This is a genomic window from Streptomyces sp. NPDC096079 (assembly GCF_040303145.1).
Taxonomy (GTDB): domain Bacteria; phylum Actinomycetota; class Actinomycetes; order Streptomycetales; family Streptomycetaceae; genus Streptomyces.
In genome coordinates, this window is record NZ_JBEOST010000003.1 from 323,151 (window position 1) to 346,444 (window position 23,294).

Sequence of the window (23,294 nt, forward strand, 5' to 3'; positions counted from 1 at the left end):
AGGGGCGTCGCGGCCGGACAGGACAGACGGAGAGGTGCGCCATGTCGGTGGAGGAACCCAGCTGGGAGGTGGACCCGGACGACGACTGGGGTGTCGCCGTCATCGCCACCGTGGGGCGGCAGTTGAGGCTGCGGCGGGAGGCGGTGGGCCTGCGGGCCGCCGACTTCGCCGTCGCGGTCGGCTACGGCGAGGACATGATCTACAAGATCGAGGGCGGGAAGCGGATTCCCCGTCCGGAGTTCCTGGACAGGTCGGACGCGGTGCTGGAGGCGAACGGGCTGATCTCGGCCATGAAGGAGGACGTGGCCAAGGTCCGTTACCCGAAGAAGCTGAGGGACCTGGCGAAGGCGGAGGCCCGGGCGGTCGAGATGCAGCTGTACGACCCGCTCAACGTGCACGGGCTGCTCCAGACGCCCGAGTACGCCCGCGGGCTGCTTCTGATGCGACGTCCCGCCTACACGCGGGACGAGGTGGAGCGGTACATGGCCGCCCGCGTCGCCCGCAAGGTGGTGTTCGAGCGGGATCCCGCGCCGGAACTCAGCTTCGTCCTGGAGGAGTGGACCCTGCGCCGGCCGCTGGGCGGGCGGGAGGTGCTCCGGCGCCAGCTGGAACACCTGCTGGAGATCGCCGAGTTGCGGCAGGTGGAGTTGCAGATGATGCCGATGACACGGGAGGAACACGCGGGCGTGGACGGGGGCATCGAGGTGCTGAAGTTCGAGGACGGCTCCGCGGTCGGCCGGTCGCCGGCGGTGGCCAGCGGAAGGCCGGTGACCGACCTCCGGCAGCTCCGTATCCTGGAATTGCGCTATGGCATCATCCGGACTCAGGCCCTCACGCCCCGTGAGTCCACCGACGTCATCCAGGGACTGCTAGGAGCGACATGACGCACAACACCCCCGCCGGGGACGCCTCCGACCTGGTGTGGTTCAAGAGCAGCTACAGCAGCGGCAGCGAGGGTGACTCCTGCGTGGAGGTCGCCGCCGCCCCCGGCACCGTCCACGTCCGCGACTCCAAGGACGTCGGCGGGCCGCAGCTCGCGCTCGCGCCCTCCGCGTGGGTCGGGTTCGTGGCGTACGCGACGGCCGGCTGACCCCGCCACCCCGCCCCGTAACCCACACGTGTGAAGAGCCCGGATCTCACGATCCCGGGCTCTTGGCATATGCCACGGTGTCGGCATGGCGACAGCGACGAACCCGGCCGCGCAGGCTGGTGAACACGTACCGTGGAAGGCACCGCCGATCCAGGAGGAGCCTGCCGTGAGCGTCCTGACTCAGGAGGGGTTCGAGGAACTCGCCCGTCTCGGCGAACGTGTGGACGAATCTCTGCGCCTCGAATTCATCAACGGGAAGATCGGGGAGAAGGCGTTGCCGGACGGCGATCACGGGCGGATCATCGAGTGGCTCACCCGTCTGTGCATCCAGCGCGACGCCGGCTGGTGGCTCTATCCCGATCAAGGGCTGAGGGTCGAGAAGTACCGCAGGGGGAACGCCCGCCCCGACGGTTGCCTCGCGCCGAGCGACACCTTCGTCGGACAGGGGGAGTGGGCCAGTCCCGACGGTGTCCTCATGACCGTCGAGGTCACGTCCGGCGACACGGACACCGGGCAGCGCGACCGTGTCGAGAAGCCGCGTGCCTACGCCCAGGCCGGTATCCCCGTGTACCTGCTCGTCGACAGGACCACCTGCGAGGTCAAGGTCCACTCCCAGCCCGACGGGGAGCGGTACGAGATGGTGGCGACCGTGCCCTTCGGCAAGACCGTCACCCTGCCCGAGCCGGTGGGGATGGAGCTGGACACGGAGCCCTTGAAGAACTGGGTGCGCTGAAACTTCTTCGCGCGGGCCGTCACACTTCCCGTCTCGCCTCCGTCAGTGCAGTGTCCGGCTCGAACGAGGCGGATACGGGAAGGCCGAAGGAGCCGAGATGTTCGCCGAGATGTCCACCACCGCCATCGTCGTCACCGCCGTCGCCGCGTTCATGGCCGGGTTCTCCGGGGCGTCGATCTTCTTCAAGGCCAAGTTCGTCGTCGAGCCCCTCGCCGAGTACGGCGTTCCGCGGGCCATGTGGAACTGGCTCGGGGCCGCCAAGGCCGCCGGGGCCGTCGGCCTCGTCGTCGGGTTCTGGGTCCCCGTCATCGGCACCCTCGCCGCGATCGGCCTCATCCTGTACTTCACCGGTGCCGTGATCACCGTCCTGCGGGCCCGCGCCTACGGCCACGCCCCCTTCCCGCTGGTCTACATGGCGCCCGCCGTCGCCGCCCTCGCCCTGACCTGGTGACCGTGGGCAGCGAAAAGGCCGCCGCCCCCCGCAGAGGGGGACGGCGGCCTTCGCCGTTGCGTCAGTCCTTCTTCGGGTCCTCAAGGCGCGGGAACAGCACCGCGCCCTTCGTCACCGTCGCGCCCGCCGGGAGCTGCCCCCACTCGCCCGAGGACTGGACCGGCTGGGCCGCCAGGGCGCCCAGGGACGCCTCGGCGCCCAGGGACTCCCACAGCGCCTGCGAGGTCTCCGGCATGATCGGGTTCAGGAGGACGGCGACGGCGCGGAGGGACTCCGCGGCCGTGTAGAGGATCGTCGCCAGGCGGGCCTTGCCCTCCGGCGAGTCGTCCTTCGCGACCTTCCACGGCTCCTGCTCCGTGATGTAGCCGTTGACCTGCTTCACGAAGTCGAAGATCGCCAGGATGCCGCCCTGGAAGTCCAGCTCCTCGCCGATCTTCGCGTCGGCCGTCGCGACGGCCTTCGCCAGGCCCTCGTGGATCGCCTTCTCCGCGTCGCCGTCGGCCGTCGAGGCCGGCAGGGCGCCGTCGAAGTACTTGCCGACCATGGCCGCGACGCGCGAGGCGAGGTTGCCGTAGTCGTTCGCCAGCTCGGACGTGTAGCGGGCGGTGAAGTCCTCCCACGAGAACGAGCCGTCCGAACCGAAGGCGATCGCCCGCAGGAAGTACCAGCGGTACGCGTCCACGCCGAAGTGCGAGGTCAGGTCCTGCGGCTTGATGCCCGTCAGGTTCGACTTCGACATCTTCTCGCCGCCGACCATCAGCCAGCCGTTCGCGGCCACCTTGCCCGGCACCGGGAGGCCCTGCGCCATCAGCATCGCCGGCCAGATCACCGCGTGGAAGCGCAGGATGTCCTTGCCGACCAGGTGCACGTTCGCCGGGAAGGTCTCCTCGAACTTCGCCGGGTTCTCGTTGTAGCCGACGGCCGTCGCGTAGTTCAGGAGCGCGTCGACCCACACGTAGATGACGTGCTTCTCGTCCCACGGGATCGGGATGCCCCAGTCGAACGTCGAGCGCGAGATCGACAGGTCCTGCAGGCCCTGCTTGACGAAGTTCACGACCTCGTTGCGCGCCGACTCCGGCTGGATGAAGCCCGGGTTCGCCTCGTAGAACTCCAGGAGCTTCGGGCCGTACTCGCTCAGCTTGAAGAAGTAGTTCTCCTCCTTGAGGATCTCCACCGGCTTCTTGTGGATCGGGCACAGCTTCGTGCCGTCCTCGGCCTCGATGAGGTCGCCCGGGAGCTTGTACTCCTCACAGCCCACGCAGTACGGGCCTTCGTACCCGCCCTTGTAGATCTCGTCCTTGTCGTACAGGTCCTGCACGAACTCCTGGACGCGGTCCGTGTGACGCTTCTGCGTCGTGCGGATGAAGTCGTCGTTCGCGATGTTCAGGTGCTCCCAGAGGGGCTTCCACGCCTCCTCGACGAGCTTGTCGCACCAGGCCTGGGGCGTGACGTCGTTCGCCTCGGCCGTGCGCATGATCTTCTGACCGTGCTCGTCCGTGCCGGTGAGGTACCACACCTTCTCGCCGCGCTGACGGTGCCAGCGCGTGAGCACGTCGCCTGCGACGGTCGTGTAGGCGTGGCCCAGGTGAGGAGCGTCGTTGACGTAGTAAATGGGGGTCGTGACGTAGAACGCCTTCGCCCCCTGCTTCTCGGATCCAGTGGCCGCCATGGTCGAAATCCTAACGGCCCGACGAAGATCCACTCACATCGATAACGGCGGGGGTGTGGATGATGAGCGGCATGCGTGTACTCGTAGCCGAGGACGAGGCGGACCTCGCCGCGCTCCTCGCCACCGGACTCCGCCGCGCCGGGTTCGCCGTCGACGCCGTCCACGCGGGCGACGACGCCCTGGAGCGGCTCGCGCTGTACGAGTACGACGTCCTCGTCCTCGACCGCGACCTGCCCCGCGTCCACGGCGACGACGTCGCCCGGCGGCTCCTCGCCGCCGGCTCCCCCACCCGGATCCTCATGCTCACCGCCTCCTCCGCCGTCGAGGACCGCGTCCAGGGCCTCGACCTCGGCGCCGACGACTACCTCGGCAAGCCCTTCGACTTCCCCGAGCTGGTCTCCCGCGTCCGCGCCCTCCGGCGGCGCTCCGCCCGCCCCGCCCTGCCGCCGATCCTCGCCCGCGACGGCCTCGTCATGGACACCGTCCGGCGCACCGCCGCCCGCGACGGGCGGGACCTCGACCTCTCGCCCAAGGAGTTCTCCGTCCTCCAGCTCCTCCTGGAGGCCGACGGCGCCGCCGTCTCCGCCGAGGAGCTGCTCGAACGCGCCTGGGACGCCCACGCCGACCCCTTCACCGGGGCCGTGCGCGTCTGCATGAGCAAGCTGCGCGGGAAGCTGGGGGAGCCGGCCCTGATCCGGACCGTGCAGGGCGTGGGGTACGTGCTGTGAGCGGGCCCGAGTCCCTCCTCGGCGCCGGGTCCTCCATCCGCACCCGCATCGCGCTCGTCTACGGCGCGGTCTTCCTGGTCCTCGGCGCCGTCCTGCTGCTCGTGGTGAACCTGCTGGTCAGAGCCGGTACGGACGCCGACACCGACGCCATCGTCGCCCGCGCCGACGACGTCGCCGTCGTCGAGGCGTACCGGATCGGCGACGACGTCAGCCGGGCCGCCGGCGAGCAGATGCTCATGTGGTCCTGCATGTCCCTGCTCGTCATCGCCTGCGGTGCGGTCGTGGTGGGGTGGTGGACCGCCGGGCGCGTCCTGCGGCCCGTCCACGAGATGACCGCCCGCGCCCGGAGCCTCTCCGGCCTGGAGGCGAGGCTCGACGTGCGCGGGCCCGACGACGAGCTCAAGGAGCTCGGCGACACGATCGACGCGCTGCTCGGACGCCTGGAGACCGCCTTCGACAGCCAGCGCCGCTTCATCGCCAACGCCTCCCACGAGCTGCGCACCCCCCTCGCCACCCAGCGCGCCGCGATCCAGATCGGGCTCGACGAGGACTGCGAGGTCCGGCAGGTGCTCCTCGACGCCAACCGGCGCAGCGAGCGCCTCATCGACGGGCTGCTGCTCCTCGCGCGCAGCGAGCGCGGCCTCGCCGCACGGGAGGACGTACGGCTCGGGGACGTCGTCGAGGAGGAGTACGCGGGCGCGTACGTGGCGGGCGACGGCGGTGTCGTACGGGGCAGCCGGGTGCTGCTCGCCCAGCTCGTACGGAACCTCGTCGCGAACGCGGTCGCGTACAACGTGCCGGGCGGTGAGGTCCGCGTACGGGTCGAGGCACCCGGCGTCCTCACCGTCGTCAACACCGGGCCGGTCGTCCCGGACGGCGACGTCGACGGGCTCTTCGAACCCTTCCGGCGCGGGGAGGGACGGGACCGGATGGGGCCCGGCGCGGGGCTCGGGCTGTCCATCGTGCGGTCCATCGCCGTCGCGCACGGCGGAGCGGTACGCGCCGAGGCGCGGGGCGCGGAGGAGGGCGGCGGGCTGGTGGTGACGGTGACCCTGCCGGTCACCGCCACCCCCGCCGCCGTCTAGAACTCCAGGCCGGAGAGCAGACCCCGGTAGAAGGCCGCGTGCGCCGTCTCGACCGGGGCCACACCCGCGAAGTACGTCGCCGTACGGGGGGTGCCGTCGAGCTTGCGGAGGTAGTCGAAGGCCTTGCCGTCCTCCTCGCCCCAGGCCACGAACCGCCAGTGCAGCGGGCGGTCGGCGGCCTCCGCGAGCGCCTGCGTGGCGGCCGTCCTCGACTCCGGGGCGCCGTCCGTCTGGAACACGACGAGCGCCGGGCGCGCCGGGTCGGCCTTCTCGTGGTGCGCGAGGACCTCCTCGACGGCGCGGTGGTAGTTCGTCCGGCCCAGGCGGCCGAGCGTGGCGTTGACCTCGTCGACGCGGGTGGGCGTGAGGTCGGCGGGGGTCAGGTCGACGGTGCCGTCGATGTCCGTCGAGAAGAACACCGTCGTGACGGTGGCCGTCTCGTCGAGGTGCGCCGCCAGCGCGGTGACCTGCTCGGCGAGGCGCTGGACCGAACCGTCCTTGAAGTACCCGCGCATCGAGCCGGACCGGTCCACCACGAGGTACACGGCGGCCCGCGCGCCCGCCAGCCCCTGCTTCTTGAGCTGCGCCCCGGCGGCCTTGTACGCGTCCGCGAGGTGCGGGGCGGCGGCCTTGACGGCGGCGAGGGGGAGGGCGGGGACGCCTGCGGCGGGCTCGGTGGCCGGTGCGGTGTCGTCGGCGGCGACGGCCGCCGCGACGACGGGCTCCTCCGCCTGCTGCTCCTCCGGAGCGGACTGGGCCGGGACGGCCACCTCGGCCTCGGGCTCCGCCGGGACGGCCACCTCGGCCTCGGGCTCCGCCGGGACGGTCGCCTCGGCCTCGGGCTCCGCCGGGACGGTCGCCTCGGCCTCGGGCTCCGCCGGGACGGTCACCTCGGCCTCGGGCTCCGCCGGGACGGTCACCTCGGCCTCGGGCTCCGCCGGGACGGTCGCCTCGGCCTCGGGCTCCGCCGGGACGGCCACCTCGGCCTCGGGCTCCGCCGGGACGGTCACCTCGGCCTGCGGCTCGGCCGCGTCCGCCTCCGGCTTCGCCGGGGCGGTGTCGTCGGCGGCGACGGCCGCCGGGTCCTGCTGCTCCGCAGCGGTTTCGGGTGCGTCCGCGACGGGGGTCGTCTCCGGCTCGGCCGGGGCCGTGGGCTGCGCCGCCGCGTCGGTCGCCTCGGCGGCGGGCGCGGTCGCCTCCACCTCGGCCTGCGGCTCGGCCGCGTCCGCCTCCGGCTCCGCCGCGGTGGTGTCGTCGGCGACGGTCGCCTCCGGCTCGGTCGCCGTGGCCTGCTGCTCCGCAGCGGCTTCGGGCGCGTCCGTCTCCGGCTCCGCCGGGGCGGGCGACTCGGCCTCGGCCTGCACCGGGGCCGGGGTGTCCGCGGTCGGCTCCGGTGCCTCCTGCTCCTGGGGAGCGGGCTCGGCGTCGGGCGTCTCCGGCTGCGCCGGGGCGGGGGCCTCGGCCTCCGGCTCCGCCGTGACCACCGCGGTCGGCTCCTCGGCGACCGGCTCGGTCGCCGAAGCCGCACCCTCCGGCTCGGCCGCCTCCGGCTCCGCCGTGCGGGCCTTCGGGATCTGGGGGTTGTCGAAGGCCGCCGCCACCAGGTCGTCCGCCGCGCGGCGCGCCTCCGTCTCCGGCGTGGCCGTGGCCGTGGCCGTCGTCGGGGCCGTGGACGCGACCTCCGTCGACTCGCCCGGTTCCGGCGTCGTCGCTGTCGCCTCCGGGGTCTCACGCGTCTGGGGCGGGACGGAGGTTGCCGGGGAGTCCTCGCGGTCCCGGCCGAACACCTTGCGCAGCATGCTCCGAATACCCATGGGCGAACCCTTTCGCATGAGTGGGGGTGCAGTGTGAATGTCCGGACTGGGCGTTTCGGGACGTTCATCCCTGGCCAGGGCGGACACGTAAGGTTAGCGGCCACCCCGTCCCCCTCCGATGACCCGGTCGCCCCCGGTTGCCGCGCATTCATGCGGTGTTCACTCCGGCGCCGCCCCTGTGCAGATGTGCGCACATAGCGTCGCCGCCGACGAACCCGACACCATGTCGGCGCAGTGGTGCGCCGGAGGAGGACGAAGTGCGCAAACTGCTGCCGCTGCTGAGCACGAACCCGCACGGAGGCGGCCGTTCCGCCCTCACCTGCCGGTTCCGCTGTGGTGACGCCTGCTTCCACGAGGTGCCCAACACCAGCGACAACGAGTACGTCGGCGACGTCATAGCCGGTGTGCTCTCCCGCCGTTCCGCCCTCCGCGCGGCCGCCGTCGTGACGGTCGCGTCCGCCGCCGGTGGTGCCGTCGTCCTCGGCAACGCCCCGGTCGCCGAGGCCGACGCGCGCAAGCCGCACAAGCCGCTGCCCACCGACGGCGCCCGCGGTCTCCGCTTCGCGCCCGTCGCGCCCAACAACGAGGACAAGGTCACCGTCCCCGCGGGCTACGGCCAGAACGTGGTCATCCGCTGGGGCGAGCCCATCCTCCGCGGCGCCCCGGCCTTCGACTCGGAGAACCAGACCGCGAAGGCGCAGGCCGGCCAGTTCGGCTACAACAACGACTTCCTGTCCCTGCTGCCGCTGCACGGGGAGCACGACCGGCAGGTCCTGGTCGCCAACCATGAGTACACCGACGAGGTGCTCATGTTCCGCGGGTACGACGCCGCCAACCCGACCCGCGAGCAGGTCGAGGTCGCGTGGGCCGCGCACGGCCTGTCCGTCGTCGTGGTCCAGGAGGAGCACCGTACGGGCAAGCTCACGCCCGTCACCCGGCACCGCCTCAACCGGCGTCTGCACACGACGAGCGAGTTCCGGGTCACCGGCCCGGCGGCCGGCAGCGCGCTGCTGAAGACCTCCGTCGACCCGACGGGCCGCAAGGTCCTCGGCACGCTCAACAACTGCGCCGGCGGCACCACCCCGTGGGGCACCACGCTGCACGGCGAGGAGAACTTCAACCAGTACTTCGCCAACGGTTCGAGCGCCACCGACAAGCGGTACGGCGTGGGCACCGGTGCCACCGAGCGGAAGTGGGAGCGCTTCGACAAGCGCTTCGACCTCACGCAGGAGCCCAACGAGGTGCACCGCTTCGGCTGGGTCGTCGAGCTCGACCCGTACGACCCGGAGTCGACGCCCCGCAAGCGCACCGCGCTCGGTCGCTTCAAGCACGAGGCCGCGCAGCCCCGGCTCACCGAGGACGGCCGTCCGGCCGTCTACATGGGTGACGACGAGCGCTTCGACTACTTCTACAAGTTCGTGTCGAGCAAGCGGATGAAGAAGGGGAACTCGCGGTCCGCCCACGAGCACAACCTCACCCTGCTCGACGAGGGCACCCTGTACGTCGCCAAGCTGACCGGCGACTCGCCCGCCGCCGAGATCGACGGCACCGGCAAGCTCCCGAACGATGGCGAGTTCGACGGTTCCGGCGTGTGGATCCCGCTCGCCACGGCCGGCCCCGACGGCGCCGTCTCGCACGTCCCCGGCATGACCGCCGAGGAGGTGTACGTCTTCACCCGCCTGGCCGGTGACAAGGTCGGCGCCACCAAGATGGACCGGCCCGAGGACGTCGAGCCGTCCCCGCGCAGCGGTCGCGTCTACGTCGCGCTCACCAACAACACCGACCGCGGCAAGGCCGGCAAGGCGCCCGCCGACGAGGCGAACCCGCGCAACCTCAACAAGCACGGGCAGATCCTGGAGCTCGCCGAGCACTGGGACGACCCGTCCGCCGACGGCTTCGCCTGGCGTCTGTTCCTGGTCGCCGGCGACCCGAACGACCCGGCCACCTACTTCGCCGGTTTCCCCAAGGAGAAGGTCTCCCCGATCTCCTGCCCGGACAACGTGGCCTTCGACCCGCACGGCAACCTGTGGATCTCCACCGACGGCAACCAGCTCGGCTCGCACGACGGCCTGTTCGGCGTCGCCACCCGCGGCGAGCGGCGCGGTGAGCTCAAGCAGTTCCTGACCGTGCCGACCGGTGCCGAGACCTGCGGCCCGCTCGTCCAGGACCGCCGTGTCCTGGTGTCCGTGCAGCACCCGGGCGAGATCGACGGCGCCTCCGTCGAGAAGCCCGCCTCGGTCTGGCCCGACGGCCCCGGCAAGATCGTCCGCCCGTCGGTCGTCTCCGTGTGGCGCACGGACGGCCGCGACATCGGCGTCTGATGCCGTGAAGGGGGGCCCGGGAGCGGGGATCACTCCACTCCCAGGCCCTCCCTGAACCGGGTGAACTGCTCGTCCGGGTCGCCCGTGTACGCCCACGGCACCCAGGCCGCCCGTCGGCCGAGCATCCCCATCAGCTGCCGGGCGATCTCCACCTGTCCCGCGTAGCAGGCCGCGTGCGCGAGGAAGTTGAGGTCGCCGATCTCCTCCGGCGCCACCGGGTGCCCCGGGTCGCGGCCGCCGATCCAGCGCGCGTGGGTGCGGCGCAGCTCCGTCACCGCGAGCTCGTGCTTCCAGTGCTGGTCGAAGCCGCGCACCGGACCCCGGCCGAGCGCCCCGTCCGCGATGTACCGGTACTCCTCGACCCGCGCCACCTGCACGAGGACCGGCAGCGGGGAACCGGGCGGTGCCACGCCCGCCGCGTCGCGCGCGAAGTCGTACATGCTGCCGTGCGTGCCGTGCCACCGCGCCGACCAGTAGCGCAGCACCTGGATGTGCCCTTCGGTGTTGTACGGGTCGCGGCGCCGCAACTCGTCGAACCAGTGCCGCAGTTCACGCCGTGGCACCCCGCCCTCGTACAGGCGCGCCACCGAGAGCAGCGACACCCACGGCATCGGGTCGGCGGGGGCGGCCTCGGCGGCGCCCCGGCACGCGTCGACGGCGGCGTCGATCCGGCCCCGTTCGATGGTGGCGCCCCGGCCGGCCGCGATGGCCGCGTCGAAGACCCGTACCACTTCGGTCGCCGCCCGCAGCACGGCCGCGTCGGGGTTGCCGGGCTCGGCGGCCCGCCAGGTCTCGACGGTGGAGCTGCCGGCGGCGGCGTGCGAGAGGAGCCTCAGCCGGTGGGTGCGGCGCGCCCAGTCCGTGCCGGTGGCGGCGAGCAGGTCCCGTACGCCCTGCCAGCGGCCGATGACGATGTCGTGACGCGCCTCGGTGAGCGCCCGGTCCCCGAAGTCCGGGTCGAAGTCGGGCGCGAAGCGCTCCGGTCGCGCCGGGCGCGCGGAGCGGCGGCGTACGGCCATCGGGGGCCTCCTTCGGGTTCGGCTGCCGTCAGAAGTCGCTGCGTGCGCGGGTGGGGTCAGAAGTCCGTCGCGTAGCTCTTGTCGCGGGGTCCGGTACGCGGGCGCGTGGCGGGGGCCGAGCCCTCCGCCGCCGCGAGGGCCCGGACGGCGTCCAGGCGGGCCGGGCGGTAGTAGTCGCTGCCCTTGCGCCAGTACACGAGCAGGGGGACCACGCCGATGAGCAGTCCGCCGAGTCCGATGGCGAGGGCGGTCCTGGAGAGTTCGCCGAGGGACTCGGCGAAGGCCCAGAGCATGAACGCGGAGCCGAGCAGCGGCCACAGGCCCCCGAGGACCAGGTTGCGTACGGAGCGGAACAGGACCGCCTTGTACGCGACGACGGCGGCGATGCCCGCGAGGCCGTAGTAGAAGGCGATCTGGAGCCCGATCGCGGCGACGGCGTCGCTGAGGATCTGCTGCACGGAGCCGGCGGCCGCGGCCGCGCAGAACATGAGGAGCGCGGCGCCGCCGACGGCGGCGATCGCGACCCACGGGGTGTTCCAGCGGCGGTGCACGAGCCCGAGCGCGGCGGGCAGTGTCCGGTCGCGGCCCATCGCGAAGAGCGAGCGGGTGACCTGGAGGAGGGTGGTCTCCAGGGTGGCGACGGTCGACAGGACGACGGCGACGACGAGCAGTTTCCCGCCGACGCCGGGCCAGATCTCCTGGCCGAGGACGGCGAGGACGTTGGGTCCCGCGGCGCGGATCTCCTCGGCGCTCAGCAGCACGTTGACGGCGACGGTGAAGGCCTCGAAGAGGAGGAAGACGAAGCCGACGCCGACGAGCGCGGCGAGTCCCGCGGTGCGGCGGCTGTCGCGGGTCTCCTCGCTGAGGTTGCTGGTGACGTCCCAGCCCCAGTAGTAGAACGCGGCGATCAGCGCCCCTGCGGCGAACCCCTCGGGGCCGTGGAAGCGGTCGAGGGAGAACCAGGACCAGTCGAAGGCCGTGGCGCGGCCCCGGTGCGCGACGGCGGCGAGGACGAAGCCGAGCAGGATGAGCATCTCGACGCCGGACATCACGAGTTGGGCCCGGACGGTGAGCCGTGCGCCGCCCAGGACGACGAGCAGCATCATCAGGAACCAGCCGGCGCCGACGGCCGCGGCGAGCGGGGTGTTCGCGGCGAGGTCCGCGTCGACGAGGGACAGCGTGAGGGAGCCGGCGGGCAGCGAACCGGCGACCATGAACACGGTGGCGGCGAAGACGAGCGCCCAGCCGGACAGGAAGCCGAGGAAGGGATGGAGGGTGCGGCCCACCCAGGAGTATCCGGCGCCGGCGTTGACGTCGATGCGGCCGAGCCGGGCGTACGCGAGGACGATGCCGAGCATGGGTATCGCGCAGTAGAGCAGGGCGGCGGGCCCGGCGAGGCCGACCGCGCCGAAGAGGACGGCGGTGGTGGCGGCCAGCGAATAGGCGGGGGCGCTGCCGGCGACGGCCATCACGATCGTGTCGAAGGTGCCGAGGACGTTGGGCTGGAGGCCTCTGTTCGTGGTGGTGCGCATGGCGGGTCCTCGGGGGCGCGGGGCTGAGGCAGGACGGGGGCACGGCGGGGCAGGGCGAACCGGCCGGTCCGCCGGGCCGGTTGCCGACGGCGGCGGGCGCGGATCACGGTGAATCGAGCGCATCGTAGTCGCCCGGGTGGCTTCCGGTAACGGCGGTGGGGAAGGTTCCGTTCCGTGACCGCCGGTAAGTCCTCCCGTGCGCCCCCGGAGGGGGGTTTACCGCAGGTCGGGACCGGCGATGGCGCGGGCCGCGCCGACCTCCTGACGGAGCGGCGCCAGGACTCCGCTCTCGTCACCGGGGAGTTCCGCGCGCACCTCCACGAGGGTGTCGGTGCCGCGCAGTCCGTCGGCGAGCTCCCGCAACTCCCTCTCCACGGCGGCGGCCTCGGCGGGGTCGGGCGCGGGGGCGCCGTGGTCGACCCGGATGCGGGCGGCGGTCGTCGCGTCCACGATCCGCTCCACGGCGACGACGAGCGGCCACCAGGCGGCGGCCCGGGTGCCGGTCGGCGGCGGTTCGGTCAGGGCGCGCTGGAATTCGGAGCGGACGGTCGACAGGTCCCGGTACAGCTTCCGGCGGGCCCGGAGCCTGCCGCTGTGGTCCTCCTCGGCGCCGAAGGCCAGCGCCACGTACGCGGCGGTGTCGGCGACCGCGTCCGCGAGCCGGTCGCCGATGCGGGCGTGCCAGGACTCGGGCCAGAGCAGATAGCCGGCGACCAGGGCGATCCCGCAGCCGATGAGCGAGTCGTAGAGGCGCGGCAGGACCAGGTCGAAGCCCTGGTGGTTGAGGGTGTCGGAGAGCAGCAGGATGACCGGGGTGATGGCCGCGGTCTGGAAGGCGTACCCCTTCGCGGAGAAGGCGGGGATCAGCGCCGCGAGGAGGGCCATGACCGGCACGTCCCACCAGCCGCGCGGTACCTCGGAGAGGACCAGGGCGGCGAGGACGAGCCCGGCGGCGGTCCCGGCGGCGCGGAGCACGGCCCGGGAGAAGACGGAGCCGAAGTCGGGCTTCATGACGAAGGTGACGGTGAGCGCGACCCAGTACGAGCGGGGTACGGGGATCAGGGAGACGAAGGCCTGCGCGAGGCCCACGCAGAGCGCGAGCCGCAGGCCGTACCGCCAGGACGCCTCGGAGAACAGGACGGCGCGGGTGGCCCGGCGGGCGCGGACCCGGAGCGCGGCGGGCCGCCCGAGCCGGTCGTCGACGTTGTACGGGTCGGCGTCGACCTGGTGGACGACGGCCGCCGCGTGCCGCAGGGCGTGGTCCACGGCCTTCTCGGCGGGCCGCTCGGGCGTCGGCAGGTCCAGCACGGGTGTCCCGGTGCGGCCCTCCGCGACGGCGTCCGCGAGCTCCCGCACGGCCGCCGGGATCGTGGGGGACAGCGGTCCGAGGAGCTGGGCCCGCAGATGGGCCGCGGGCGCGGCCTCGACGAGCGGGATGACCACGTTGAGCTGCGCGAGGATCCGCACCAGGGAGCCCGCGCGGCCGTGCTGGCGGGCCCGGCGGGCGAGCACCAGGTCGTAGGACTGGTTGAGGGAGGCGGTGACGGCCTGCCGCTTCTCGTCGTACGCGGCGGTGCCGGTGGCCTCGTACAGCTCGGCGACGGTGCGGTAGGTCGCGGCGACGGCCTCCCGCTCGGGGGCGGCGCGGCGCATCGGCCAGCCGAGGAGGGTGAGCACGAGGACGAACAGGCCGCCGAGGGTGAGGAGCACGGGCGCCGTCCACCACGGGTCGGGCATGGGCAGGCCGGCGCCGACGACGGCGTTCAGGAGGAGGAGCAGCCCCGACACGGAGGCGACCGCGCCGATCGAGGAGATCATCCCGGAGAGGAGGGCGACGAGGGTGAGGACGGCGACGGCGGCCCAGCCCTGCCCGAAGACGAGGGTTCCGAGGGTCACCCCGAGGGCGCCGAACAGCTGCGGCACGGCGATGTTGTAGACCCGCATCCGGTAGGCGTCGGCGGTGTCGCCGATGACGCCGGACAGCGCGCCCATCGACACGAGCGCCCCGTACGCCGGCCGGTCCGCGGCGAGCCCGACCGCGAGGGGCACCGACAGGGCGACGGCGGCGCGCAGCACGGCGGCCCAGGGAACGGGCGTGGGGGCGGGCTTGAGACCGGCGGTGAGCCAGGCGGGCGGGGTGATCCGTACGGGGCCTGCGGGACGTGCCATGCGCCCAACGTACGACGTGCCCGCCCGCGCGGGGGCGGGGCGTCGGGGGCGTCCGGCCTGATCGGCAGGAGAGCTTCTAGTTGCGGTAGGCCTCGACCTCCGAGGGCGGCCGGAGGGCCGCCTCGTCCGGATCCTCCCCGAACTCCGCCTTCGCGCGCCGCTGTCGCAGCAGGTCCCAGCACTGGTCGAGCCGCACTTCGAGGTCGGCGAGGCGGGCGCGCTCCTCGGGCGGGAGGCCGCCGGTGCCCGCGCGATCCCGCAGGGCGCGTTCCTCCTCGACGAGGGCGCCGATGTCGTCCAGGATCTCCTCGTTGTCCATGCCTTCCAGCGTGGCGGATCAGCGCCCGGTGTGCAGGTCGAGATCGGCGAGGACGGCCCGGTGGTCGGTGCCGGCGAGGTCGAGGAAGCGGACGTCCCGGACGGCGAAGTCGTCGCTGACCAGGACGTGGTCGATCTGGACGTACGGGGGGAGGGGGCTGCCCAGCGGCCAGGTGGGGGTGCGGGCGGATCCGGCCAGGCGGGCGGCGTCGTGGAGGCGGCCCGCGTCGAGGACGGCGCGGAGGGCGGCGTGGTCCTGGGAGGCGTTGAAGTCCCCGGCGAGGAGGAGGGGGGCGGGGGCGCGCCGGGCGGCTTCGTCGCGCAGCGCTCCCAGTTCCCGTTTCCACCGGTGCACGCGGCCGGGCATCGGCGGCAGCGGGTGGGCGAGCTGGACGCGGACGGCGCGGCCGCCGATGTCGGTGGTGGCGCCGGGCATGCCCATGGCCCCGGGGACGGTGGCCCGGTCGCGCAGCGGGTGGGCGCTGAGGAGGACGGAGCCGAGGGAGCCGTCGGCGTCGACGGAGGCGTGGTGGGGGAGTTCGGCGGCGAACGCGCCGGTGACGGCGCGCCCGCACGCGCGGTCGCACTCGGAGACGTAGACCAGCTGGGGGCGTTCGCGCCGGATGGTGGCGATCAGCGCCTCGGTGGCGCGGCCGTACTCGACGTTGGCGGCGAGGACGCGGACGCGGGCGGCGACGGGTCCGCGCGCGGTGGTGGTGTCCGGTCCGTAGGGCAGGAGCGTCCAGAGGGTGCCGGCGAGGACGGCGGCGGCCAGGAGGGCGAGGCCGCGGCGGCGCGCGAACGCGGCGAGCAGCACCGCGAGCCCGGCGGGGACGGTGAGCCAGGGGAGGAAGGAGAGGAGCTGGGGGACGGGCGTGACCGCGTCCGTGTCCAGGAGCCGGCAGCAGGTGACGACGGCGGGGACGGCCAGGAGCAGACCTCCGGCCCAGGCGGCGGTTCGGCGCCCGGGCCGGAGGTGCGGCGGTTCGTCCACGTGCCTCAGTGTCGCAGGGCCTGCGCGATCTCCGCCTTGGTGGCGCCCGAGAGGGTGCGGTTGCTGCGTGCCGTGCCGGTCTTGGACTTCCCGGGCTCGACCCCGTCGATGTTCAGGACGACGGCGTCGAGCAGATTGCCGTCGCCGTCACGGAAGTTGACCATGATCGTGTAGTCGGCGTTCTTGTCCTTGGGGTTGGTCGCGGTGATCGTGGCGACCGTGCGGTCGCCGTCGGTGGAGGTCGGCCCCGCGCTGACGTCGCCGCTCGCGTTCACCCCGTCCTTGATCTCGTTCATCTTCTCCTGGGCGGCCGAGGCGACGGCCGCCGTGGCGGAGGAGACGATGTCGCCGGCCGTGTCCTGCGCGGCGTCGCAGCCGGTGAGCGCGACGAGGAGGGCGGTGGCGGCGAGAGCGGTTCCCGGTGTGCGTCTCATCGGCCGCGCCTCAGAGCTTCTCGTCGGTGCCGTAGGCCTCGTCCGTGGCCAGCGCCCAGATCACGAAGACCGAGATGGCCATGGAGAAGAGCGCCCACCAGGGCTGGTAGGGCAGGAAGAGGAACTGGAAGAGGACGTTGAGGGAGGCCAGGGAGATACCGGCGATCCGGCCCCACTCGGCGCCCTTGAGGATCCCGAAGCCGGCGATGGCGACGATGATGCCGAGGATGAGGTGGATCCAGCCCCAGGTGGTGAGGTTGAACTTGAAGACGTAGTCGCCGACGCGGGTGTAGATGTCGTCCTCGGCGATGCCGGCGATGCCCTGGAAGATGTCCATGAAGCCGGTGACCAGCATGAGGACGCCGGCGAAGAGGGTGCCGCCGGCGGCCCAGGCGCCGGAGGAGCTGCTCGGCTTGCGGGGTGCGGTGTTCTGGCTCATGGCCCCATCGTGGGAGCGTTCGTACGATTGCGAACTTTCAGCTGGGCCGAACGAGTGAGCGCAGGAAGGCGTCGAGGGCCGCGTCGAACTCCTCGGGCCGTTCCAGGTTGGGCAGGTGCGCGGCCCGTTCGATCACGGTGAGCGTGGAGTGCGGGAGCAGGGCGTGCATCTCCTCGGCGTCCGCCACCGGGGTGTACGTGTCGTCCCGGCCGACGACGACGAGTGCGGGGACCGCGAGGGCGGCGAGCGTCTCCCGGTAGTCGGGGCGCTCGGCCCGGCCGCGCAGGGCGGCAGCGGCGGCGGCCGGGTCGGTGGCGGTCATCATGCGGTGGACGTGCGGTGCGGCGTGCGTGTTGTACGGGGCGACCATCCGGTCCAGCACGTCGTCGGCGTACCCCCGCATGCCCTCCCGCAGGAGCCGGTCGGCCATGGCGTTGCGGGTCTTCTTCCCGTCCTCGGTCTCGGCGGCGGGGAAGGTGTCGGCGAGGACGAGGCCCCGGACCCGTCCGGGGTGGCGGCGGACGAGTTCCATGGCGATCTGGCCGCCCATGGAGAGGCCGGCGAGGACGCATTCCTCGATGTCCAGTGCGTCGAGGAGCGCGACGAGGTCCTCGGCGAAGTCGCCGAGGAGGGTGGCGCCGGTGGTCGCGCCCAGGGGGGTGGCGCCGTAGCCGCGCAGGTCGGGGGCGATGACGCGGTGGGTGCGGGAGAAGCGGTCGATCTGCGGCTGCCACATGGTGTGGTCGAAGGGGTGGCCGTGGACGAGGAGGAGGGCGGGGCCGGTGCCCCGGTCCTCGTAGAAGGTGCTGGTGGCGAGGGTTTCGGCGACGGGCATGACCGCAGGCTAGGCAGCCGCAACTCCTCGGTGCAATAAGATCTTTGCTCTCGGTGCAATGGGGGTGGCGGGGCGTGGACGAGTACCGCAGGATCGCGGACCGGGTCGAGGCGGCCGTACGAGACGGGCGCTTGCGCCCCGGCGACCGGCTGCCGCCGCAGCGGGTCTTCGCCCGGCGGCACGGGATCGCGAACTCGACGGCGATCCGTGTGTACGGGGAGCTGGCCCGCCGGGGCCTGGTCGTCGGCGAGGTCGGGCGCGGCACGTTCGTCCGGGCCGCGCCCCCGCTGCCCGGGCCCGCGCTCGCCGAGGCGACCGGCGCCGCACCCGTCGACCTCCAGCTCAACTACCCCGAGGCGGCCGGCCAGTCCGAGCTGATGGCCCGCGCGCTCGCGGCGTTCGCCCGGCCCGACGTGCTCGCCGAGGCCGTGTCCCGGCCGGCCGCCGCGACCGGTACGGCCGCGGCCCGCGAGGCCGCGGCCGCCGTCCTCGCCCGGCCCGGCTGGGCGCCCGACCCGGACGGCGTCCTCTTCGCCGGAAACGCCCGCCAGGCCGTCGCCGCCGCGCTCTCCGCCCTCGTCCCGCCCGGCGGCCGCCTGGGCGTCGAAGCCCTCACGTACCCGCTGGTCAAGGCGGTCGCGGAACGACTCGGCATCCGGCTCGTCCCGCTCGCCCTCGACGCGGAAGGGGTACGGCCCCAGGCGCTGGAAGCCGCCCACCGGGCCGCGCCGCTCGCCGCCGTCTACCTCCAGCCCACCCTGCACAACCCGCTCTCCACCACCGCAGGGGAGGGGCGGCGGGCCGAGCTCGCCGAGCTGCTCCGGCGCCTGGACCTGACCGCCGTCGAGGACACCACCTGGGCCTTCCTCCACCCCGGCGCGCCCGCGCCGCTCGCCGCGCACGCGCCGGAGCGGGTCGTGCTGGTCGACAGCCTCTCCAAGCGGCTGGCACCCGGTCTGACCGTCGGGTACCTCGTCGCGCCGGGCAGGCTCCGGGCGCCGCTGGCCGACGCCCTGCGCTCCGGGGCCTGGACCGTCGGCGGGCTCGCCCTCGCCGCCGCCACCCGCTGGGCCGGGGACGGCACGGTCGCCGAGGCCGTCGCCGCCAAGCGGGCGGACACCGGCGCCCGGCACGCCCTGCTCCTGCGCCGGCTCGGGGACCACACCCTCCGGACCTCCCCGCACGCGTACTACTGCTGGTGGGAGCTGCCGGCGCCCTGGCGCGCGGAGACCTTCACGGCGGCGGCCGCCGCACGCGCGGGCGTGGCGGTCACCCCGGGCAGCGCCTTCGCGGTGGGCCGGGGCACGGCCCCGGACGCCGTCAGGCTGGGCCTCGCGTCACCGCCCCGCGCGGTGCTCGACGAGGCGCTGGCGCGGCTGGCGGAGGTGGCGGCGGAAGGGCCGTGAGTGACTCCGGGAATCCCTTGATGTTCCTTATCCTGGATATGTAGAGTCCAGAACCATGAAGATGAGCGAAGGCGTGGAGTGGGCGCTGCACAGCTGCCTGAACCTGGCCTGGATCGGACCGGAGCGCGCGGTCTCCGCCGCGCGCCTCGCCGCCTACCACGACCTGCCCGCCGCCTACCTCAACAAGCGGCTCCAGGCGCTCGCCCGCGCCGGGATCGTCACCTCCGTCTCCGGCCCCAAGGGCGGCTTCCGCCTGGCGCGGGGACTGGACCGGATCACGCTGATGGACGTCTACACCGCGATCGAGGGTCCCGAGGAGGCGTTCCGCTGCACCGAGATCCGGCAGCACGGCCCCGGTGCGGGACCCGCGCGGACGTACGCCGCCGAGTGTGCCGTCGCCGGCGCGATGGGCCGGGCCGAGCTGGCCTGGCGGCGCGAACTCGCCGCCCAGACCCTGGACGACGTCCGGCAGCGGGCGGAGCTCCAGGCGCCGACGGCGCCCGACCGGCTGCGGAGCTGGTTCGCCGGCGTCTGACGCGATCGATTCCGGACATCACATATCCATGAACGTATGGGAAGGAAGCACCTCATGACCGACCAGCGCGTCCTCACCAACCCCGACACCCTCCACGACCCCGCCCCCTTCGGCTACAGCCACGCCGCCTCCGCCCCCGGCGAGCTCGTCTTCATCGCCGGCCAGTACGCCTCCGACACCACCGGCGCGCCCGTCCCCGGCGACTTCGCCGCCCAGGTCGAGCTCTCCCTCGCCCACCTGCGGCACGCCCTCGAAGGCGTCGGCCTCGGCCTCGAACACGTCGTCCGCCTCGGCTCGTACGTCGTCGACCACGACCTCGCCAAGCTGGAGGTCCTCGGCAAGGCCCTCCACGCCCACTTCGGCGAACGGCTCCCCGCGCAGACCCTCAGCGGCGTCGCCGCGCTCGCCCTGCCGGGCATGCTCTTCGAGATCGACGCCGTCGCGGTGCGGCCCGCCGCCTGATCCACTTGCGGGGCGCCGGGAGCGGGTGTGCCCTTGAGGGTGCGGGACCGGGAACCAGGGGGGCGAGAGACGGGAGCTCCTGATCATGGCCGCACACGCAGCGGTGCCCACCGGGCGCCGGATCAGCTTGCACGGCTGGGGCGCCCCGGTCACGATCGGCGTCCTCTACGGCCTCTACGCGGCGACCAACGCCCGCCACGGAGGCCCGACCACCCTGGGACAGCTCTGGCTCGGACTCGCCTCGGCCATCGTCCTCGCCGTCGCCATCTACGCCCTCCGGCACTACGGCCACGTCCTCCCGCGCGAACCGCGCGCGGCGGCGTGGGGAGCGCTGGTGGGGATCGCCGTCGGCTTCCTGTACAGCCTGGCCGGGGCGAGCGTGCTCTCGTCGAGCGGGCTGGGGCTGATGAGCGGAGCGGTGTCGGGCGCGGCGGCCTACTACCTCTTCTACACGCACGAGGACGCGCAGGGCCACCCGGCCCCGTACTGACCGGGGATCCACGGCATGACCGGCCTCGCCATCGAGACCGAGGGCCTGGTCAAGGTCTTCGGGAGCAACCGCGCCGTCGATGGCATCGACCTCCGCGTGCCGTCCGGCACCGTCTACGGGGTCCTCGGGCCGAACGGCGCCGGCAAGACCACCGCCGTCAAGATGCTGGCCACCCTCCTGCGCCCCGACGGAGGGCGGGCCAGCGTCTTCGGCAGGGACGTCGTCGAGGACGCCGACGCCGTGCGGGGCCGGGTCAGCCTCACCGGGCAGTACGCCTCCGTCGACGAGGACCTGACCGGCACCGAGAACCTCGTCCTGCTCGGCCGGCTGCTCGGCCACACCCGGCCCGGCGCCCGGGAGCGTTCCGAGCAGCTGCTCGCCGCGTTCGGGCTCGCGGAGGCCGCCGACCGGCAGGTCAAGAACTACTCGGGCGGCATGCGGCGCCGCATCGACATCGCCGCGTCCATCCTCAACACTCCCGACCTGCTGTTCCTCGACGAGCCGACCACCGGGCTCGATCCGCGCAGCCGCAACCAGGTCTGGGACATCGTCCGCGCGGTGGTCGCCCAGGGCACCACCGTCCTGCTGACCACCCAGTACCTGGACGAGGCCGACCAGCTGGCCTCCCGGATCGCCGTCATCGACCACGGCAAGGTGATCGCGGAGGGCACGAAGGGCGAGCTGAAGGCCTCCGTCGGCTCCGGCTCCGTGCACGTGCGCCTCCGGGACCCCGAGCGGCGGTCCGACGCCGAGCGGGTCCTCGCGGGCGCCCTGAACGCCGGCGTCCAGCTGGACGCGGACCCGGTCGCGCTCACCGCCACCGTCGACGGCCACGGGACGGACCTGGGCGCCGCCGAGCAGGCCGCGCGGGCGCTGGCGGAGCTGGCACGGGCCGGGATCGTCGTCGACGACTTCGCGCTGGGGCAGCCCAGCCTCGACGAGGTCTTCCTGGCGCTGACGGACAGGAAGGGGACGACGGCATGACCGTCTCCACCGGCAAGGACGTCCGGGCGGCCGACACGCTCGACTTCGTCGCCCCGAAGGCGGACGAACTCGCGGCGCTGCTCGTGGGCCACTCCCGGCCGCCGCGCCCCAGCGCCCTCTCCGCCTCGATGACCTTCGGCTGGCGGGCCATGCTGAAGATCAAGCACGTGCCGGAGCAGCTGTTCGACGTGACGGCGTTCCCGATCATGATGGTGCTGATGTACACGTACCTCTTCGGAGGGGCGCTGGCCGGCTCCGTCTCGTCCTACATCCAGTTCCTGCTGCCCGGCATCCTGGTGATGAGCGTCGTGATGATCACGATGTACACCGGGGTCTCGGTCAACACCGACATCGAGAAGGGCGTCTTCGACCGCTTCCGCACCCTGCCGATCTGGCGGCCCGCGCCGATGGTCGGCTATCTCCTCGGCGACGTCGTCCGCTATCTGATCGCCTCGGCCGTGATGCTGACCGTCGGCATGGTCATCGGCTACCGGCCGGACGGCGGGATCGCGGGCGTGCTGCTCGGGGTCGCACTGCTCCTGGTCTTCTCGTTCGCGTTCTCGTGGATCTGGACCATGTTCGGTCTGCTGCTGCGCAGCGAGAAGTCCGTCATGGGCGTCTCGATGATGGTGATCTTCCCGCTGACGTTCCTGTCGAACGTCTTCGTCGACCCGAAGACGATGCCGGGCTGGCTCCAGGCCTTCGTCAACAACAGCCCGGTGACCCATCTGGCGACGGCCGTACGCGAACTGATGGCGGGCGACTGGCCGGCCGCGGACATCGCCTGGTCGCTCGGTTGGTCGGCGCTGCTGGTGCTCGTCTTCGGGGCGGTCACCATGCGGCTCTACAACCGCAGGTGACGGGCCGCTACTTCCCGCGCGTGGTGGTCTGCTGCACCGCCCAGCGGTTGCCGTCCGGGTCGGCGAAGAAGACGAACGACCCCCACGGCAGGTCGGAGATGTCGCTGACCGCGATCCCCCGTGCGCTGAGCTCGCGGTGGGCCTCCTCGATGTCGGTGACGACGACCTGCATGTTGTCCAGGGAGCCCGGGGCCATCTCGGTGAGGCCCTTGCCGAGGGCGATCGAGCAGGCCGAGCCCGGCGGGGTCATCTGCACGAACCGGATGTCGTCGTTCACGGGCACGTCGTGGTCGGCGTGGAAGCCGACCTTCTCGTAGAAGGCCTTGGCGCGGTCGACGTCGGTGACGGGGACGGCGACCAGTTCCAGCTTGATGTCCATGACGGCATCATGCGCCGGGACGCCGCCCGGCGCACGGCGTGAGCCGGGCGGCGGTCGTCGGCACGTCGGCGGTCAGCGGCCCGCCGTCAGTCGTCAGTCGTCCGCCGGGCCGCCGCGCACGACCACGACGGGACACGGCGCGTGCTGGGTGACGTGGGTGGAGACCGAGCCGAGGACCGCGGCCTTGAAGCCGCTGTAGCCGCGGTCGCCCACCACCAGCAGGTCCGCGCCCTCGGAGGCGTCGACGAGGGCCTGTGTGGCGTTGCCGCTGACGACCGTGCGGGTGGCGGCGGCGGCCTCCCGCTCCGACAGGGTGGTGCTCAGGGACTGGTCGAGGACCTGCCGGGCGAGGTCCTCGGGGTCGAACTGCAGGGGGACGCCGGGCATCACGTTCGCCCAGGTCGCCGGGTACTCCCAGCTGATCACCGCCTGGAGCGAGTCCCCGGTGAGGGCGGCCTGCGCGGCCGCCCACCGCAGCGCCCTCAGGGAGGGTGCCGATCCGTCCACGCCCACCACGATCCTGCCGCCGGCCATCGCCGACCTCCGT

Annotated in this window: 25 protein-coding genes; 13 read left to right on the top strand and 12 right to left on the bottom strand. The window is 73.1% G+C overall.

What is annotated here, in order from left to right; all coding sequences use genetic code 11:
• The first annotated feature begins 41 nt into the window (after positions 1 to 41).
• The 4 genes from ABTY59_RS08890 (at position 42) to ABTY59_RS08905 (ending at position 2,274) form a co-directional block, all read left to right on the top strand.
• Positions 42 to 884: a helix-turn-helix domain-containing protein gene (locus ABTY59_RS08890; protein ID WP_352018203.1), complete on the top strand. Its 843-nt coding sequence runs from the start codon at positions 42 to 44 to the stop codon at positions 882 to 884.
• A complete protein-coding gene (locus tag ABTY59_RS08895) occupies positions 881 to 1,090 on the top strand; it encodes a DUF397 domain-containing protein (protein ID WP_352018204.1) in 210 nt (69 codons plus the stop codon). The genes ABTY59_RS08890 and ABTY59_RS08895 overlap by 4 nt, the downstream gene beginning before the upstream one ends.
• Before the next feature lie 166 nt (positions 1,091 to 1,256).
• The gene (locus tag ABTY59_RS08900; protein WP_352018205.1) at positions 1,257 to 1,823 is read left to right on the top strand and encodes a Uma2 family endonuclease; all 567 of its coding nucleotides are present in this window, start codon (positions 1,257 to 1,259) and stop codon (positions 1,821 to 1,823) included.
• 97 nt (positions 1,824 to 1,920) lie between these two features.
• On the top strand, positions 1,921 to 2,274 hold the full coding sequence (locus ABTY59_RS08905; RefSeq protein ID WP_352018206.1) for a DoxX family protein: 354 nt from the start codon (positions 1,921 to 1,923) through the stop codon (positions 2,272 to 2,274).
• Between the two features lie 61 nt (positions 2,275 to 2,335).
• Here the strand turns inward: ABTY59_RS08905 and metG are convergent, their stop codons facing one another.
• Positions 2,336 to 3,943 (bottom strand): methionine--tRNA ligase, encoded by a 1,608-nt coding sequence (metG, locus tag ABTY59_RS08910; RefSeq protein WP_352018207.1) that lies wholly within the window; start codon positions 3,941 to 3,943, stop codon positions 2,336 to 2,338.
• A 71-nt stretch (positions 3,944 to 4,014) separates the two neighbouring features.
• Between metG and ABTY59_RS08915 the strand changes: the two genes are divergently transcribed.
• The gene (locus ABTY59_RS08915) at positions 4,015 to 4,671 is read left to right on the top strand and encodes a response regulator transcription factor (protein ID WP_352018208.1); all 657 of its coding nucleotides are present in this window, start codon (positions 4,015 to 4,017) and stop codon (positions 4,669 to 4,671) included.
• Positions 4,668 to 5,756, top strand: a complete 1,089-nt coding sequence (locus ABTY59_RS08920; RefSeq protein WP_352018209.1) for a sensor histidine kinase — start codon at positions 4,668 to 4,670, stop codon at positions 5,754 to 5,756. The genes ABTY59_RS08915 and ABTY59_RS08920 overlap by 4 nt, the downstream gene beginning before the upstream one ends.
• Here the strand turns inward: ABTY59_RS08920 and ABTY59_RS08925 are convergent.
• Complete coding sequence (locus ABTY59_RS08925; protein ID WP_352018210.1) at positions 5,753 to 7,570, bottom strand: VWA domain-containing protein; 1,818 nt, start codon at positions 7,568 to 7,570, stop codon at positions 5,753 to 5,755. The two genes, ABTY59_RS08920 and ABTY59_RS08925, sit on opposite strands and share 4 nt — an antisense overlap.
• A gap of 257 nt (positions 7,571 to 7,827) precedes the next feature.
• Between ABTY59_RS08925 and ABTY59_RS08930 the strand changes: the two genes are divergently transcribed.
• Positions 7,828 to 9,891: a PhoX family protein gene (locus ABTY59_RS08930; protein ID WP_352018211.1), complete on the top strand. Its 2,064-nt coding sequence runs from the start codon at positions 7,828 to 7,830 to the stop codon at positions 9,889 to 9,891.
• Positions 9,892 to 9,920: 29 nt separating this feature from the next.
• On the opposite strand, the gene ABTY59_RS08935 is transcribed toward ABTY59_RS08930, so the two are convergent.
• The 8 genes from ABTY59_RS08935 to ABTY59_RS08970 form a co-directional block, all read right to left on the bottom strand.
• Complete coding sequence (locus ABTY59_RS08935; RefSeq protein WP_352018212.1) at positions 9,921 to 10,910, bottom strand: hypothetical protein; 990 nt, start codon at positions 10,908 to 10,910, stop codon at positions 9,921 to 9,923.
• Positions 10,911 to 10,966: 56 nt separating this feature from the next.
• Complete coding sequence (locus ABTY59_RS08940; RefSeq protein ID WP_352018213.1) at positions 10,967 to 12,442, bottom strand: APC family permease; 1,476 nt, start codon at positions 12,440 to 12,442, stop codon at positions 10,967 to 10,969.
• Positions 12,443 to 12,658: 216 nt separating this feature from the next.
• The gene (locus ABTY59_RS08945) at positions 12,659 to 14,611 is read right to left on the bottom strand and encodes an FUSC family protein (RefSeq protein ID WP_352018214.1); all 1,953 of its coding nucleotides are present in this window, start codon (positions 14,609 to 14,611) and stop codon (positions 12,659 to 12,661) included.
• Positions 14,612 to 14,687: 76 nt separating this feature from the next.
• A complete protein-coding gene (locus ABTY59_RS08950; protein WP_352018215.1) occupies positions 14,688 to 14,930 on the bottom strand; it encodes a DUF2630 family protein in 243 nt (80 codons plus the stop codon).
• Between the two features lie 18 nt (positions 14,931 to 14,948).
• The gene (locus ABTY59_RS08955) at positions 14,949 to 15,923 is read right to left on the bottom strand and encodes an endonuclease/exonuclease/phosphatase family protein (RefSeq protein ID WP_352018216.1); all 975 of its coding nucleotides are present in this window, start codon (positions 15,921 to 15,923) and stop codon (positions 14,949 to 14,951) included.
• A 5-nt stretch (positions 15,924 to 15,928) separates the two neighbouring features.
• Positions 15,929 to 16,357: a hypothetical protein gene (locus ABTY59_RS08960; RefSeq protein ID WP_352018217.1), complete on the bottom strand. Its 429-nt coding sequence runs from the start codon at positions 16,355 to 16,357 to the stop codon at positions 15,929 to 15,931.
• Positions 16,358 to 16,367: 10 nt separating this feature from the next.
• Positions 16,368 to 16,796, bottom strand: coding sequence for a DUF7144 family membrane protein (locus ABTY59_RS08965; protein ID WP_352018218.1), 429 nt, complete (start codon positions 16,794 to 16,796; stop codon positions 16,368 to 16,370).
• Between the two features lie 37 nt (positions 16,797 to 16,833).
• On the bottom strand, positions 16,834 to 17,631 hold the full coding sequence (locus tag ABTY59_RS08970) for an alpha/beta fold hydrolase (protein ID WP_352018219.1): 798 nt from the start codon (positions 17,629 to 17,631) through the stop codon (positions 16,834 to 16,836).
• A gap of 74 nt (positions 17,632 to 17,705) precedes the next feature.
• Here ABTY59_RS08970 and ABTY59_RS08975 point away from each other — a divergent pair, with 74 nt between their 5' ends.
• From ABTY59_RS08975 to ABTY59_RS09000, 6 genes are all read left to right on the top strand, one after another.
• Entirely contained in the window at positions 17,706 to 19,037 is a 1,332-nt protein-coding gene (locus tag ABTY59_RS08975; protein WP_352018220.1) for an aminotransferase-like domain-containing protein, read from the top strand.
• Positions 19,038 to 19,092: 55 nt separating this feature from the next.
• Positions 19,093 to 19,572, top strand: a complete 480-nt coding sequence (locus ABTY59_RS08980; protein ID WP_502995345.1) for an RrF2 family transcriptional regulator — start codon at positions 19,093 to 19,095, stop codon at positions 19,570 to 19,572.
• A gap of 54 nt (positions 19,573 to 19,626) precedes the next feature.
• Entirely contained in the window at positions 19,627 to 20,034 is a 408-nt protein-coding gene (locus tag ABTY59_RS08985; protein WP_352018221.1) for a RidA family protein, read from the top strand.
• An 85-nt stretch (positions 20,035 to 20,119) separates the two neighbouring features.
• Entirely contained in the window at positions 20,120 to 20,524 is a 405-nt protein-coding gene (locus ABTY59_RS08990; RefSeq protein ID WP_352018222.1) for a hypothetical protein, read from the top strand.
• Positions 20,525 to 20,539: 15 nt separating this feature from the next.
• Complete coding sequence (locus ABTY59_RS08995) at positions 20,540 to 21,508, top strand: ATP-binding cassette domain-containing protein (RefSeq protein ID WP_352018223.1); 969 nt, start codon at positions 20,540 to 20,542, stop codon at positions 21,506 to 21,508.
• Positions 21,505 to 22,368, top strand: coding sequence for an ABC transporter permease (locus tag ABTY59_RS09000; RefSeq protein ID WP_352018224.1), 864 nt, complete (start codon positions 21,505 to 21,507; stop codon positions 22,366 to 22,368). Before ABTY59_RS08995 ends, ABTY59_RS09000 begins: the two co-directional genes overlap by 4 nt.
• 7 nt (positions 22,369 to 22,375) lie before the next feature.
• Here the strand turns inward: ABTY59_RS09000 and ABTY59_RS09005 are convergent, their stop codons facing one another.
• Together ABTY59_RS09005 and ABTY59_RS09010 are read right to left on the bottom strand one after the other, a co-directional pair.
• Complete coding sequence (locus tag ABTY59_RS09005; protein ID WP_352018225.1) at positions 22,376 to 22,747, bottom strand: VOC family protein; 372 nt, start codon at positions 22,745 to 22,747, stop codon at positions 22,376 to 22,378.
• 93 nt (positions 22,748 to 22,840) lie between these two features.
• Complete coding sequence (locus tag ABTY59_RS09010; RefSeq protein WP_352018226.1) at positions 22,841 to 23,281, bottom strand: universal stress protein; 441 nt, start codon at positions 23,279 to 23,281, stop codon at positions 22,841 to 22,843.
• Between the last annotated feature and the right edge of the window lie 13 nt (positions 23,282 to 23,294).